Raw genomic sequence first — 14621 nt, 5'->3', positions numbered from 1 at the left:
TCATGGTCCTGTTTTTCGCATTGTGGTTTGTGGCAATGGCCATTGCAGGCGCCACCGCCTTCGTGATTTTTTGGCCGCTGTCGCTCGTGCATCTGCGCGACAAACACCCTGAAACCAAACCCCTGCTCGGGGAATTCGCGTTCTTGAATCCCAAAGCGCTCTGGTGGTTGCTCACGGGTCACTATCGCAGTTTGCAGGATCGCTCGTTCACCGGATTGGCAACACCTGCGCGAATCTCGCTCATCATCATTTTGACGGGTCTGTTTTTCGCCTTTTTGCTTTACCTCTTTGCAACGCTGTATCCGGGAGTAGGCGGATGATCGACGACGAACTTCCGCGGGATGAATGGTGGCTCGCCACCTTGGGCAACACGCTCATCTGGGCACGGATGCGGATATTGGATGCGGGCACCGCAGAAGTGCTGGATTCCGATGGCAACCGTCTGCCTTATGACAGTCCGGATACCGCGCGCGCCGCATTGATGGACGCCGAGTTCGTGTCTTGGGACGGTTTGGACGAAGACGACGCACGCATGCGCGGCTTCAGCCTGACGGAATTCGCGCCGCCGACCGCAGCGCATGACGACGCTTTGATACCGCACATGGTGCGCAAATTGGGAACCCCTGCATGACACATTTGAATGGCCTGCTTGAAAACAATCGCCAATGGTCCGAGCGTGTCCATGCCGAGGATCCGACGTTCTTTCAGCGGCTTTCCAAGCAGCAAGCCCCGAAATACTTGTGGATAGGCTGCTCTGATTCCCGCGTGCCTGCGAACCAAGTGGTGGACGTCGCACCCGGTGAGGTCTTCGTCCATCGCAACATCGCCAATGTCGTCGTTCACACCGATCTGAATTGCCTCTCGGTGATCCAGTTTGCCGTCGATGTTCTGAAAGTCGAACATATCCTGGTGGTGGGTCACTATGGTTGCGGCGGCGTCCACGCCGGTTTGAATCAAAGCCGGCTCGGGTTGGCAGACAACTGGATCCGCCATGTGACTGACGTTCGCGATAAACACGCTGATTTCATCGAATCGCTGGGAGATCAGGAACTGCGTCACGACCGACTCTGCGATTTGAACGCTTTGGAACAAGTCACCCATGTGTGCACGACCACAATCGTTCAGGACGCGTGGGCGCGGGGTCAGAAGCTGGTTGTTCACGGCTGGGTCTACAGCTTGAAGGACGGCATCGTCCACGACATCGGTCTGAACATCGATTCGAACGAGGTCTTGAAGACGCAATACGCGCGCGCCCTCGCGCAAATCCACATCGATACGGAAAACCGATGACGACAGAAAGCATCCACAGTGATGCTGCGCCGCTTCCGGTTGGCCACTACCCGCATGCGCGCCGCGCCGGTCGATTCTTGTTCCTTTCCGGGATCGGCCCGCGCGACCCCGAAACCAACCAAGCACCCGGCAACACCTATGACGCCGACGGCCGGCTGATCGCGTATGACATCGCATTGCAAACGCGGTCGGTCTTGGACAATGTCGAGCGCGTCTTGAATGCCTGTGGCGCGACGTGGTCGGACGTCGTGGACGTGACAGTGTTCCTGACTGACATGGACCGCGACTTCAAAACCTACAACGCCATTTGGGCAGAGAAATTTCCGCAAGCGGCGTCTGCCCCTTGCCGCACGACGGTCGGGATCACCGCCCTGCCCGCACCGATTGCCATCGAATTCAAATGCACCGCCGTGCTGAAGGATGACTGATGTTGCCGAACCCGATCAACTTGCCTGCCTGGATTGAAGAACACCGCCACCTGCTCAAACCGCCGGTCGGCAACAAGACCATCGTCCAAGATGACTTCATCGTGATGATTGTCGGCGGCCCGAATGCGCGCACCGACTACCACTTTGAAGAGGGACCGGAGTGGTTCTACCAAATTGAAGGCGAGATGGTCCTGCGAATCCAAGAGGACGGACAGGTACGGGATATCCCGATCAAAGCGGGTGAGATTTTTTACTTGCCGCCGCGCATTCCGCACAGCCCGCAACGCATGCCGGGATCCGTCGGTCTGGTGATGGAGCGCAAGCGTCTCGCGCACGAAGATGACGCATTGATGTGGTTCTGCGTCAACTGCAATGAAAAGATTTACGAGGAATTCTTCCATCTCGAAGATATCGAAAAGGATTTCTTTGCCGTGTTCGAGCGTTTTTATCGCAGCGAAGACTTGCGCACCTGCAAGCATTGCGGCACTTTGAATCCGAGACCCACCCGATACGAACTTGATGCCAGCTCACAAGCGGACATCACCTGACCCGACATCACCTCATGCTCAAGATCGATATCCACGCGCACTACCTTCCCAAGGATTGGCCCGATCTGGCAAGCAAGTACGGCGATCCGCGCTTCGCCGTCATTCACCACGGTGACGACGGTCGCCATCGCATCTACAAGGACGGCAAATTTTTCCGCGAAATCTGGCCGAAAACCTGGGATCCGGAAATTCGCATTACCGACTACGCCGAGTTCGGCGTGCAAGTGCAGGTGTTGTCGACGGTCCCAGTGATGTTTTCGTACTGGGCGAAACCGCACCATGCTTTGGAGTTGCACCGTGCGTTGAACGACCACATGGCAGAAGCCTGTCGCAGCTATCCCAAGCACTATGCCGGCATCGGTACCGTGCCAATGCAATCTCCCGAATTGGCCATCCGCGAATTGGAACGCTGCATGGACGAACTGGGACTGCAAGGCGTTCAGATCGGTTCGCATATCGGCGACATGAATCTCGATGCCCCTGAATTGTTTCCGTTCTTCGAAGCGGCCTCGGAGTTGGGTGCGGCCATCCTTGTCCATCCTTGGGACATGATGGGCAGCGAGTCCATGCCCAAGTACTGGTTGCCTTGGCTGGTCGGCATGCCGGCCGAGCAATCGCGCGCCGCCTGCTGTTTGATTTTCGGCGGAGTGCTGGAACGCCTTCCGAATTTGCGCGTCTGCCTCGCGCACGGCGGCGGGAGTTTCCCCTACACCATCGGCCGAATCGAGCACGGTTTCAAAATGCGTCCTGACCTCGTCGCCACCGACAACTTCCGCAACCCGCGTGAATACTTGAAGCGCCTGTACTTCGACTCTTGGGTCGCGGACGAACTGGCGCTCAAATATTTGTTGGACGTGTGCGGCGCCGATCGGGTGATGTTGGGCACCGACTACCCCTTCCCCTTGGGCGAACAAACACCCGGCGAAAGCATCGAACGCTTGCCGTTGGACGAAGTCTCACGCGCACGGCTCTACAACGGCACAGCGCTTGAGTGGCTCGGCCTGAAAGAAACGAGATTTTCATGAACCAAGACCTGTTGTCTCCCGAGTTCGCGACGCGCATGGATCAAGCCGATCCGCTCAAGTCCTTTCGCGATGAATTCCTGTTTCCTAAACATGCGGGTGAACCGCAAGCCTACTTCGTCGGCAATTCCCTGGGACTGCAACCCAAGGGCGCACGCGCGCAGGTGGAAGAAGTCTTGAGCAAATGGGCCGACGAAGCGGTCGAAGGCCACTTCACCGGCCAAGCGCAGTGGATGCCGTATCACGAATTGGTAAGGGACGACCTCGCTGCCCTGGTCGGTGCCAAACCCCATGAAGTCGTGGCGATGAATTCGCTCACCGCCAATCTTCATTTGATGATGGTGAGCTTCTATCAGCCGACAATTGAACGCACGGCCATCCTGATTGAAGCCGGTAGCTTTCCCTCTGATCGCTATGCCGTGGAATCGCAGTTGAAGTTTCACGGCTTCAACGCCCAAAATTCGCTGATCGAAGTCGAGCCCGATTTGCCCAACGGCGTTTTCTCCGATCAATGCATCATCGATGCCATTCGTACGCACGGCAAACGTCTGAGCTTGGTGCTGTGGCCCGGCGTGCAATACCGCACAGGGCAAGCGTTCGATTTGCAAGCGATTGCAGGCGCGGCGCACGAGGCGGGCGCACTGGTCGGTTTCGACCTGGCGCATGCCGTCGGCAACTTGCCGTTGCAGTTGCACGATGACGACGCCGATTTTGCTGTGTGGTGCCATTACAAATACTGCAATGCCGGTCCGGGTGCGGTGGGCGGCTGTTTCGTCCATGAACGCCATGCCGAGACGACGCGTCCGCGATTGGCGGGCTGGTGGGGCAACAATCCCGATGTGCGATTCAAGATGGGGACGGAATTCAACCCGACGCGCGGCGCCGACGGCTGGCAATTGTCGAATCCGCCGATTCTCGGACTGGCGCCCCTGCGTGCATCGCTGGATCAGTTCAAACGTGCAGGCATGCCGGCGTTGCGGGAAAAGTCCCTTCAACTCACCCAGTATCTGGCGCAATGCATCGAGACCTACCTGTCGGATGCCATCGAGATCATCACGCCGATGTCTGCGGAAAAACGTGGCGCGCAATTGTCCTTGCGAGTGAAGGCGGGTCGCGATGCGGGTCGCTCGCTGTTCGAGCATCTGGCAGCGCAAGGCGTCTTGGGCGATTGGCGCGAACCCGATGTCATCCGCATCTCGCCCGCCCCTCTGTACAACAACGTTGCCGACGTACAACGCTTCGTACGCGCCACGCAGGAGTGGATGCATGGCCGACGCTAAACAGCTGACGATCATCGGCGGCGGTCTTGCCGGAGCGCTGCTTGCGAGTCTGCTCGCGCAACGGGGCTGGCAAGTCGACGTCTTTGAACAGCGTGGCGATCCGCGCGTCGAAGGCTATGCGGGCGGCCGTTCGATCAACCTGGCGCTGGCAGAGCGCGGCTTGTATGCACTTAAACAAGCGGGTTTGGATCATCGCGTTCTGGAACAGGCCGTAATGATGCGCGGCCGCTTCGTCCACCCGTTGGCGGGCGCGTCGCAATTGCAGCGCTATGGCCGCGATGACAGCGAGGTGATCTGGTCGATCAGCCGTGGCGAACTCAACATCACTTTGTTGAATGCCGCGGAACGTGCAGGCGTCCGCTTGCATTTCAATCAGCCCTTGAAATCTGTGGATTTCGAAGCGCGTCTGGCGACATTTGAAACGCCCGATGGTGAGAACGTCGTGCCCTTCAATGCGCTGATCGGTGCGGACGGTGCCGGTTCGACGCTTCGTGCACAAATGCACGCCACGTTGCCGTTTGATGAACGCACCGAATGGCTGGATCACGGCTACAAGGAGCTGGAAATTCCGCCCACCGCTTCCGGCGACTTCCGGATCGAACCGAACGCGCTGCATATCTGGCCGCGCGGGCATTACATGTGCATCGCGTTGCCCAATGATGAGCGTACTTTCACGGTCACCCTGTTTATGCCGCTAAAAGGTGTGTATCCGAGCTTCGAACTCATCACGACGCCTGACGCGGCGCAGACACTTTTCGAAACGCAATTCCCCGATACCCTGCCGCTGATTCCGGACCTTGCCGAAGATTTCGCCCGCAACCCGGTCGGCAAGCTGGCGACACTGTATCTCGATCGTTGGCATCTGGCGGACAAGGCGGTGCTGATCGGCGATGCCGCCCACGCAATGGTGCCCTTCCATGGCCAGGGCATGAACTGTGCCTTCGAAGACTGCGTCAGCTTGGCCAATCATTTGGACCGTTCACCGGCACTGTCAGACGCCTTCCAAGCATTCAGCGAAGAGCGTATGCCCAACGCTGCGGCGATCCAGCAAATGGCGCTGGAGAACTATGTGGAAATGCGCGACAAAGTCGACGATGCCGCGTTTTTGTTGCAGCGTGAGTTGGAATTGACCCTTCAGGCCAGACATCCCGAGCGATTTATTCCGCACTACACCATGGTGACTTTCATGCGCATTCCCTATGCGGTCGCACTGGCGCGCAGTGATATCCAACGCGACATTCTTGTCGCCGCCACCCACGGCAAGCAGCGTCTTGACGAGCTGGACATGGCACAGGCGGACGCGATGGTGCTCGCGCAGCTTCAACCCTTGTCGGACCTCGCGTGAGCCAAAGCTATCTTTTCTATGACCTCGAAACTTGGGGGCTGGATCCGCGAAAGACCCGCATCGCGCAATTCGCAGCGATTCGCACCAACGCCGAGCTCGAGGAGATCGACGCACCGGTAAGCCTTTTCGTGCGCCCGTCGGATGATTTTCTGCCATGTCCGGAAAGCGCTTTGATCACCGGCATCACCCCGCAACAAGCTGACGCCGAAGGTCTTCTCGAGGCCGACGCCATCGCGCAAATCCATGCCCTCATGGCGGAGCCGGAAACCTGCACGCTCGGTTTCAATACGTTGAAATTCGATGATGCTTTCATCCGGCATGCGCTTTACCGGAATTTCCACGATCCCTACGAACGGGAGTACCGTGAAGGCAATACGCGTTGGGATATTTTCAATGTCATTCGTGCGACACACGCGCTTCGACCCGAAGGGATTCAATGGCGGCCGCGCGAAGATGATCCGGACGCCACCAGTTTCAAATTGGAACATTTGGCCGAAGACAATGACCTGCGCGTAGGTAGCGCACATGAGGCCTTGTCAGACGTGCGCGCCACGATCGGATTGGCCCGACTGGTGAAAGACCGCCAGCCCAAACTGTGGCATTACCTGGGCAAACTGCGCGACAAGCGCCATGTGCAAGGCATGATTGATTTGGCCGGCATGACGCCTCTGCTACATATCGCGGGACGGTACCCTGCCCGTCAGCGCAATGCGGCGATTGTGGTGCCGCTGTCGGAGCATCCGGTCAATCGCAACCAGATCATTTTCCTTCGGATGGACGTGCCCGCCGACGCGCTGCTCTCCGATTCGGCGGATGCGGTGAAAACGCGATACTTCAGCCGGCGCGAGGCCCTGCCTGAAGGCATGTCACGCCCGCCGTTCACGGATATCCGCATCAACGAAAGCCCGACCCTTCTCCCGCTCGGTGATTTAAGAAGCGCCGACTTCGAGCGGATGAATATCGACATGACCGAGGTCGAGCGCAACATCGCGTTTGCCCGCAAACACCGCAATGCGCTCGCCGCACTGGCGCGACACGTGTTCGCGCCGGAAGACGGAAAGGAAGGGAACGCGGGGAACGACGTCGATGCCGCGTTGTACGACGGATTCATCCCTCCCGCCGACAAATCCCTGTTCAGTCGCATCCGTGCCTGTACGCCGGAAGCCTTGGGACAGGAAGGCTTCCGATTTCAAGACCGGCGCATGCCCGAGCTGTTCTTCCGCTATCGCGGGCGCAATTGGCCGGCGCTGCTCAACTTCGATGAACAAGTGCAGTGGCAGGCGCATCGCCGGTCGAGACTGCTCGACGGCGTACAGACACCTTACACACTCGCGGCACATGCGGAAAAGGTCCATGCATTGCGCGAAATCCACGCGGATCAGCCGCAGAAATTGGCGATACTCGATGCCATGGACGCTTGGCGCCAAGCCATCGGACACTCACTCGGAACATGACCATGTCGACCGCACAAAAATCCCCTCAAGCGACCCACGCCTCACTGACCATTCGTTTGGCGCTCGCGTTGGCGGCGTTGTTGCTGCTGTTGATCGCCTACGTGGCGGCCGGACCTTGGATCGCCATGCGCGGCATCCAGCATGCCGTTGAAACCCGCGATCTTGCCTCTTTGCCGAAATACATCAATTTTGAAAAGCTGCGACCGAACATGAAAGCGCAGCTGGAAGACGTGATTGCCGCGCAAATTGCCAATCGCGGCGGTTTGATGGGAAGCGCCGTCGCCGGCGCCGCGAACGTCGTGGCGGGCAGTGCTGCGGAAGGTATGGTCTCTCCTGCCGGCATCGCCATCTTGCTGGAAGGCGACGCATTGTTGAAACGCGCGCGGGGCGATATGAAACCGGGTTCCGGCATTGCCAGCGGCGGCCCGAAGTCGTTGGAAGCCTTCAAGAATGCCCAGACGCGTTTCGTTTCAATGAGTGCGTTTCAGGCCACCGTGGAAGTCGGCGATCAAAAAGTTGTGGATTTTCTCTTCGAACGCGAAGGTTTCAAGTGGCGTTTGGTCAACATCAAATTGCCCCACAAGAAAACCCCTTGATCAAGATTCGTTGTTGACCCCGTGCGGCACATGCCCGGCGGCGACGTGCGCACGCGCCGACTCCACGTTATGCAGGGAGTCGTCAAAGAAGATGTCGGCACCGAAGGCATTCAAGAACTCGCCCTTGTCGCGTCCACCGAGGAATGAGGCCTCATCCAGACGGACACCCCACTCGCGCAGGGTTCGAATCACACGCTCGTGGGCCGGAGCCGATCGCGCTGTCACCAAAGCGGTGCGGATCGGGGCGTCCTGACCTGCGGGAAACGCTTCTTGCAAATCGTGTAAGGCCTGGAGAAACCCGCGGAACGGTCCGCCGGACAGAGGCGACATGGCGTGCTTGCGTTCGTGCAAGCCGAAGGCTTCAACGCCTTGCTCGCGCGAGATTCGCTCGCTCTCATCTCCGAAGATGACGGCATCGCCATCGAAGGCGATACGGACCTGCTCCAGATGCGGCGTTTCCGCGGCATTCGCCGGCAAGATCGTGGCCGCAGCCACACCGGCGGCCAACGCGGCGGCCACCGACTCCGGGTTCGCCGACAAGAACAATTGCGCGCTGAAGGGTTTGATGTACGGCCAAACCGGCGCGCCGGAAGTGAAGGTCGCGCGCTTGATGTCCAGCCGGTGATGCTGGATGGAATTGAAAACGCGCAATCCGGTGTCGGTGGAATTGCGCGACAGCAAGATCACTTCCACATGCGGCGCGAGCTCCGGTGTCCGGGCATTGAGTGCAAGGATCTTGCGTACCAAGGGGAACGCGATGCCGGGCGGCAACGGGTCGTTTTCATGGGCCTGTTGGTATGCGCGATACGCCTCGATGCCTTCACGCTCGAACAAGCCGTGACTGTCCTCCATCGAGAACAAGGCTCTCGAGGTAATGGCGATCACTAACGGTGGTGGCACACGATCATTCATCAGGCAATGAATTGTTCACTCAAGATTCGTTCTTCGAGATTGTGCTCGGGATCGAACAACAAGACGGCGAACTGCGTTTGCGCTTCGCGGATCGTCACTTCGAGCACATCGCGCACCTCATGCGAATCGGCGGTCGCACTGACCGGACGTTTGTAGGGATCGAGCACGCGAAATTTGGCTTCGGTTTCACCGCGCAACACAGCACCGCGCCAGCGCCTCGGCCGGAACGGCGCAATCGGTGTCAATGCGACAACCTTCGAGCCCAAGGGCAGTATCGGTCCGCCGGCGGAAAAGTTGTAAGCGGTGCTTCCGGCGGGCGTCGCCACCATGACACCGTCGCAAATCAGTTCGTCCAAGCGCTCGACACCATTCAACTCTACGGCGATGTGCGCGGCCTGACGCGTCTGGCGCAATAGCGACACTTCGTTGTAGGCCAACGAATGGACGGTGGCACCCGATTCTGTCTGCGCCACCATTTCCAGCGGGCGCAAATTGGCCGGCTCGGCTTTGGCGATCCGGTCCAGCAAACCCTCGGCATGCGATTGGTTCATCAGGAACCCGACGGTGCCGTGCTTCATGCCGTAGAACGGCTTGCCGAGGCCCGCATGACGGTGCAGGCACTGCAGCATGAAACCGTCGCCCCCCAAGGGAACCAACACATCGGCCGCCTCGGGGGTGAGGTGACCGAAGCGCGCGGTCAGTGCGGAGAACGCCGCTTGGGCATCCTCCGCTTGGCTGGCCAGAAATGCGAGCTTCGGCGTACCCACTCAGCCCCGCGACGCCAGCTGGGCCAGACGCTGCACGGCCACCGATGCGGTCGGATAGTCGAGTTCCTTCTGCGTGGCCAGTTCCGCGAGCATCGACAAGGTGAAACGCAGGTTCGAATCATCGCGTTCCAACCAGGCTTGGACCCGTGCATCCGGATCCTTGCCCGGCAATTCGAGTACCTGTGCCGTCAACTTGCGCATCTGGGTGGACAGTTCGTCACGCAATACCCCGCGTGCGACGGCGTGCCAGCGTCCTTCGACTTCCAATGCTTCGATTTGACTGCGCAGCCACGGCAAGCGCAGTGCATCGCCCAGACGGAAATACAACTTCGCCACTTCGACCGGACGCAGCTTGTGCTCGCGCGCAAGCTCGATGATGTCCGGCGATGCGTCGAGGTAAGGCAGTGCGGCGATCTGATCGGCCAATTGCGCCGGCAAACCTTTCGCGCGCCATGCCTTGCGGGCTTCTTCATAGGCCGGACGTTGCGACGGCGGCAAGATGTTTTCACCGGCGCGAATGTCGCGGAACCCGTCGTGATAACGCTCGACAGCCACAGAGATTTGCGGAATCGCGCCCGCACGCGACAACAACCAGCGCGTAAAGGAACGTTGGAGCTCCCAAATGACCTGCAGCGCATCGATTTGCACGGATTCGGCGACTTTGCCATCCAATGCGTCGATGGCTGTCCACAAATCACGCGCATCCAGCGTTTCGCGGGTGATCGTGTAGGCACGCGCGATCTCGCCGATATTGCGGCCGCTGTCCTCCTCCATCCGCAACAGGAAGGTGGCACCCATTCGGTTGATCAACGAATTGGTCACTGCTGTGGCAATGATTTCACGCTTCAACGAATGGGATTCGGTGGCCTTTGCGTACTTCTCCTGCAGGGGCTGCGGGAAATAGCGCAACAGTTCCTTGGACAGATATTTGTCTTCCGGAATGTCACTGGCCAGCAAACGGGGGAAGGCCACCAATTTGGAATAGGCCAACAGGACGCTCAGCTCCGGACGGGTGAGGCCCATGCCACGCGACTTGCGCTCTGCCATTTCCGCATCTGTCGGGAGGTCTTCGATCTGACGATCAAGCAGACCCTGAGACTCCAGCGTGCGGATGAAATGCAGCTTCGAGCCCAAACGCGTGGCGGACATGCGTTCCATCAAAGTGAGAGTTTGGTTTTGACGATAGTTGTCGTTCAGCACCAAACCGGCGACCTCGTTGGTCATCGACGCCAAAAGCTTGTTGCGGTCCGCAAGCTTCAATCGACCCGATTGCACCTCACCGTTCAACAGGATCTTGATGTTGACCTCGTGATCGGACGTATCCACGCCGGCCGAGTTGTCGATGAAGTCGGTATTGATCAGCACGCCATGCTCGGCGGCTTCCACACGGCCCAACTGCGTGAAGCCGAGGTTACCGCCCTCGCCCACGATCTTGCAGCGCAGATCGCGGCCGTTCACGCGCAAGCCGTTGTTGGCGCGATCGCCGACATCGGCATTGGATTGCGAAGACGATTTCACGTAAGTGCCGATACCGCCGTTCCACAACAGGTCCACAGGGGACTTGAGAATTGCCGACATCAAATCGTTCGGCGTCATGCTCTTCACGTCCGCGTCGATCCCGAGCGCCGCCTTCACTTCCGGCGTCAGGTCAATGGACTTGGCACTGCGCGGATGCACGCCGCCGCCCTTGCTGATCAGCGCGGTGTTGTAATCCGCCCAGCTCGAGCGCGGCAATTTGAACAGACGTTGGCGCTCTTTGAACGACTCGGCCGAATCCGGATTCGGGTCGAGGAAAATGTGGCGATGGTCAAAAGCCGCCAACAAGCGGATTTTCTTCGACAGCAACATGCCGTTCCCGAACACGTCACCCGACATGTCGCCAATGCCGACGCAGGTGAAGTCTTCCTTCTGGCAGTCGTGCCCCAATGCGCGGAAATGGCGTTTAACCGATTCCCAGGCACCGCGCGCAGTGATGCCCATGCCCTTGTGGTCGTAACCCACCGAACCGCCCGAAGCGAACGCATCGTCCAACCAGAAGTCGTGCGCTTGCGAAATGCCGTTGGCAATGTCGGAGAAGGTCGCGGTGCCCTTGTCGGCGGCCACCACCAAGTACGGATCGTCATCGTCGTGACGGACGACGTTGGCCGGTGGAACCACCTTGCCCTTCACCAGGTTGTCGGTGATATCCAGCAGACCGTTGATGAAGCGCTTGTAGCACTCGACACCTTCGGCAAACCACGCATCACGGTTGACATTGATGTCCGGCAGTTGCTTGCAGTAGAAACCGCCCTTGGAACCGACCGGCACGATCACGGTGTTTTTCACCATTTGCGCTTTGACCAATCCCAACACTTCTGTGCGGAAATCCTCACGACGATCCGACCAACGAAGGCCACCGCGTGCCACCGGACCGAATCTCAGATGGACACCCTCGACACGCGGGCCGCAAACCCAAATTTCGCGATACGGACGTGGCTTGGGCAGATCCGGCACATTGGCCGAATCCAGTTTGAAACTCAAGTAGTCGGCCGGACCGCCATCCTTACGCTTGCCGTCGACGTAATCAACGTAATAGTTGGTTCGCAACGTGGCATCCATGACACCCATGAATGCCCGCAAGATGCGATCTTCATCCAAGCTCGAGACACGATCGTACAAGGCCATCAGCGTGGCATGAACCGCCTCGACTTGCGCCGCACGGCTGTCGGCACGCGCCTTGATCGCGCGCGCAAGCAACGCCATGGTGGCTTCGTCGCCGTCCGCAAGTGATTTCAGTTGCGATTCAAATGCTGCCGCACCCGCTTGGATTTGCGCCTTGCTTTCCTTTCCGGTGGTCGGGTCGAAGCGTGCTTCGAACAATTCAACCAGCAATCGTGCGATCAGCGGGTATTTCGCGATGCTCGATTCCATGTAGCTCTGCGAAAACGGCACGCCGACTTGCAGGAGGTACTTCGAATAGCTGCGCAACATCGCCACTTGGCGCCAGGTCAGACCCGCACCCAGAATCAAGCGGTTGAAGCCGTCGTTCTCGCATTGCCCCGCCCACATGCAGGAGAATGCGTCCACAAAGGCTTGTGCGTTGGCATCGACGTCAACGCGGCCGGAGGCCGGCAAGACGCTGAAGTCTTGGATGAAATACGGACCGTTGTCCGTCGAAACGCGATGCGCTTTTTCACCCATGACCCGCAGCCCCATGTTTTCCAACATGGGTAGGACGTCGGACAGCGGCAAGCTCGATCCGGCGTGGAACAACTTCACTTCGAAGCAGCCCTCACAGTCACTCGATGGGGCTTCAGAACGCAGTGAAATGCGCAATGCGCTGCCCTTTTCGAGCGCCGACAAGTGGTCCACGTCATCGGCGGCCGACAAAGTGGTTTCGGACTCTATATAGGCGAGCTGCAAACCGCGGCCAAACACTTTGGCAAGGCGCAAACCTTCAACTTCGCCATGACGCTCGATCAAGAGATCGGTCAAATCGTCATGCCAGTTGCGGACAATTTCGGCCAATCGTGCTTCCAACTCGGACATGTCGAATTTCGAGACGTCGGCCGAAGCGCGCGGACGCACAATCAAGTGCAGTTGCGCGAGCGGAGAATCGCTCATCATCACGTGGCTGTCGACCGAATCGGCTTGCAGGGTTTCCTTCAGCAATTGCTCGATACGCAGGCGCACTTCGGTGTTGAAGCGGTCACGCGGCACGTACACCAACGCCGAGAAGAAACGCCCGTAACGATCGCGACGCAGGAAGATCTTGCTTTCGACGCGTTCTTGGAGCCCGATGATGCCCTCGCCCAGCGAACCCAATTCTTCGGCGCTGGATTGGAACAATTCGTCGCGCGGAAGTGTTTCGAGGACGTGGCGCAAGGCCTTTGCGCTGTGCCCAGCATCCGGCAACTTCGAGTCGGCCATGACCTTTTCGAAGCGCGTGCGCACCATCGGGATTTCCCAAGGGCGGCGATTGTATGCGCTCGAAGTGAACAAACCTACAAAACGGCGCTCGCCGGTGGCGTTGCCCTTGGCATCAAACGTCACGACGCCGATGTAGTCCATGTAGCCGCGACGATGCACATTGGAACGCGCGTTGGTCTTGGTGATGATCAACGGTTCGCGCACGCCATGTTTTTGCAGCGCATGGGCATCCATCGATTTGAGCAAACGCGGCGTGCTTTCGTCATCATCACGGAGAATGCCGAGACCGCTGCCGTCGACGGCAACAAGCATTTGTTCCTTGCCTTGCTTGACCACCTCATATTCGCGATAGCCGAGATAGGTGAAGTGGTTGTCGGCAGCCCAGCGCAAAAACTCTTGGGATTCGGCGATGGTTTCAGGATCCACCACGCCCGCTTTTTCTTCCAAACCCTTGGCGGCGGCCAACATGCGATCGCGCATCTTGGCCCAATCATCAACACTCGCACGCACATCCAACAGCACTTCGAGCAAATGCTTCTCAAGCGCCTTTGCATCGTCAGCATCCAAGCGATCGATCTCGATGTGCATCAGCGATTCGAGACTGCCGCCGCTCAGCGCCTCGAGCTTTCCGGTTTTGTCGCGTGCAACAGACACCACCGGGTGCAGCAAACCGTGGACGCCGATGCCGCGCTCGCTCAAGGCATTGGTAATGGAGTCGACCAGGAACGGCATGTCGTCATTGACGATTTGCAGCGCCATCCGGTTGGACGTCCAGCCATTGGCCTTTTCGCTCGGCGCAAGGATGCGCAAATTCACCTTGCCCCGCTTGCGATTGCCGGCGTAGGCCAACAGATCATTCGAAATCGCCGCCCATTCTTGCGCGGAATGCGCTTGAAGTTCGGAAGAATGGGTGCGAGCAATAAATGCTTGCGCAAACTGCGTGGCGGTCTTCTTTTGCGTCGCGTTTGCTGCTTTTTGAACGGCAGCAATGATCTGTTCCGGCGTGGCCGGCGGCTTTTTGGCTGTGGTCATGTCTATGTTTGGAAATGTGCTCGTAGAGTTGACGGGGG

13 protein-coding genes are annotated in these 14621 nt (G+C 58.7%); 10 read left to right on the top strand and 3 right to left on the bottom strand.

What is annotated here, in order from left to right:
* The first annotated feature begins 2 nt into the window (after positions 1 to 2).
* From H8L67_RS05135 to H8L67_RS05090, 10 genes are read left to right on the top strand one after another with little or no spacing between them, the layout of a single operon-like run.
* Positions 3 to 320, top strand: a complete 318-nt coding sequence (locus tag H8L67_RS05135) for a hypothetical protein (protein WP_220378802.1) — start codon at positions 3 to 5, stop codon at positions 318 to 320.
* Positions 317 to 631 (top strand): hypothetical protein, encoded by a 315-nt coding sequence (locus H8L67_RS05130; RefSeq protein ID WP_220378801.1) that lies wholly within the window; start codon positions 317 to 319, stop codon positions 629 to 631. The genes H8L67_RS05135 and H8L67_RS05130 overlap by 4 nt, the downstream gene beginning before the upstream one ends.
* A complete protein-coding gene (gene can / locus H8L67_RS05125; protein WP_220378800.1) occupies positions 628 to 1290 on the top strand; it encodes a carbonate dehydratase in 663 nt (220 codons plus the stop codon). The genes H8L67_RS05130 and can overlap by 4 nt, the downstream gene beginning before the upstream one ends.
* Complete coding sequence (locus H8L67_RS05120; RefSeq protein WP_220380659.1) at positions 1287 to 1718, top strand: RidA family protein; 432 nt, start codon at positions 1287 to 1289, stop codon at positions 1716 to 1718. The genes can and H8L67_RS05120 overlap by 4 nt, the downstream gene beginning before the upstream one ends.
* Positions 1718 to 2266 carry a 3-hydroxyanthranilate 3,4-dioxygenase gene (locus H8L67_RS05115; RefSeq protein WP_220380658.1) on the top strand — a complete coding sequence of 183 codons (549 nt, stop codon included), beginning with the start codon at positions 1718 to 1720 and terminating at the stop codon, positions 2264 to 2266. The genes H8L67_RS05120 and H8L67_RS05115 overlap by 1 nt, the downstream gene beginning before the upstream one ends.
* 14 nt (positions 2267 to 2280) lie before the next feature.
* Positions 2281 to 3291, top strand: coding sequence for an amidohydrolase family protein (locus H8L67_RS05110; RefSeq protein ID WP_220380657.1), 1011 nt, complete (start codon positions 2281 to 2283; stop codon positions 3289 to 3291).
* A complete protein-coding gene (gene kynU, locus H8L67_RS05105; RefSeq protein WP_220380656.1) occupies positions 3288 to 4568 on the top strand; it encodes a kynureninase in 1281 nt (426 codons plus the stop codon). The genes H8L67_RS05110 and kynU overlap by 4 nt, the downstream gene beginning before the upstream one ends.
* On the top strand, positions 4555 to 5913 hold the full coding sequence (locus H8L67_RS05100) for an FAD-dependent oxidoreductase (protein ID WP_220380655.1): 1359 nt from the start codon (positions 4555 to 4557) through the stop codon (positions 5911 to 5913). Before kynU ends, H8L67_RS05100 begins: the two co-directional genes overlap by 14 nt.
* Positions 5910 to 7367: an exodeoxyribonuclease I gene (gene sbcB / locus H8L67_RS05095; protein WP_220380654.1), complete on the top strand. Its 1458-nt coding sequence runs from the start codon at positions 5910 to 5912 to the stop codon at positions 7365 to 7367. Before H8L67_RS05100 ends, sbcB begins: the two co-directional genes overlap by 4 nt.
* A gap of 2 nt (positions 7368 to 7369) precedes the next feature.
* A complete protein-coding gene (locus tag H8L67_RS05090; RefSeq protein WP_220380653.1) occupies positions 7370 to 7963 on the top strand; it encodes a DUF2939 domain-containing protein in 594 nt (197 codons plus the stop codon).
* Here the strand turns inward: H8L67_RS05090 and H8L67_RS05085 are convergent, their stop codons facing one another.
* Genes H8L67_RS05085 through H8L67_RS05075 form a run of 3 tightly spaced genes read right to left on the bottom strand, consistent with a single transcriptional unit; the run spans position 7964 to position 14583 of the window.
* A complete protein-coding gene (locus H8L67_RS05085; RefSeq protein WP_220380652.1) occupies positions 7964 to 8875 on the bottom strand; it encodes a 5'-nucleotidase in 912 nt (303 codons plus the stop codon). It abuts the gene before it with no gap.
* Positions 8875 to 9642 (bottom strand): NAD kinase, encoded by a 768-nt coding sequence (locus tag H8L67_RS05080; protein WP_220380651.1) that lies wholly within the window; start codon positions 9640 to 9642, stop codon positions 8875 to 8877. The genes H8L67_RS05085 and H8L67_RS05080 overlap by 1 nt, the downstream gene beginning before the upstream one ends.
* Complete coding sequence (locus H8L67_RS05075; protein WP_220380650.1) at positions 9643 to 14583, bottom strand: NAD-glutamate dehydrogenase; 4941 nt, start codon at positions 14581 to 14583, stop codon at positions 9643 to 9645.
* Positions 14584 to 14621: the final 38 nt, after the last annotated feature.

The organism is Lysobacter soyae, from assembly GCF_019551435.1.
Taxonomy (GTDB): Bacteria; Pseudomonadota; Gammaproteobacteria; order Xanthomonadales; family Xanthomonadaceae; genus Solilutibacter; species Solilutibacter soyae.
The sequence above is the reverse complement of the archived record's forward strand: the minus strand, read 5'-3'. Positions and strand labels throughout refer to the sequence as shown.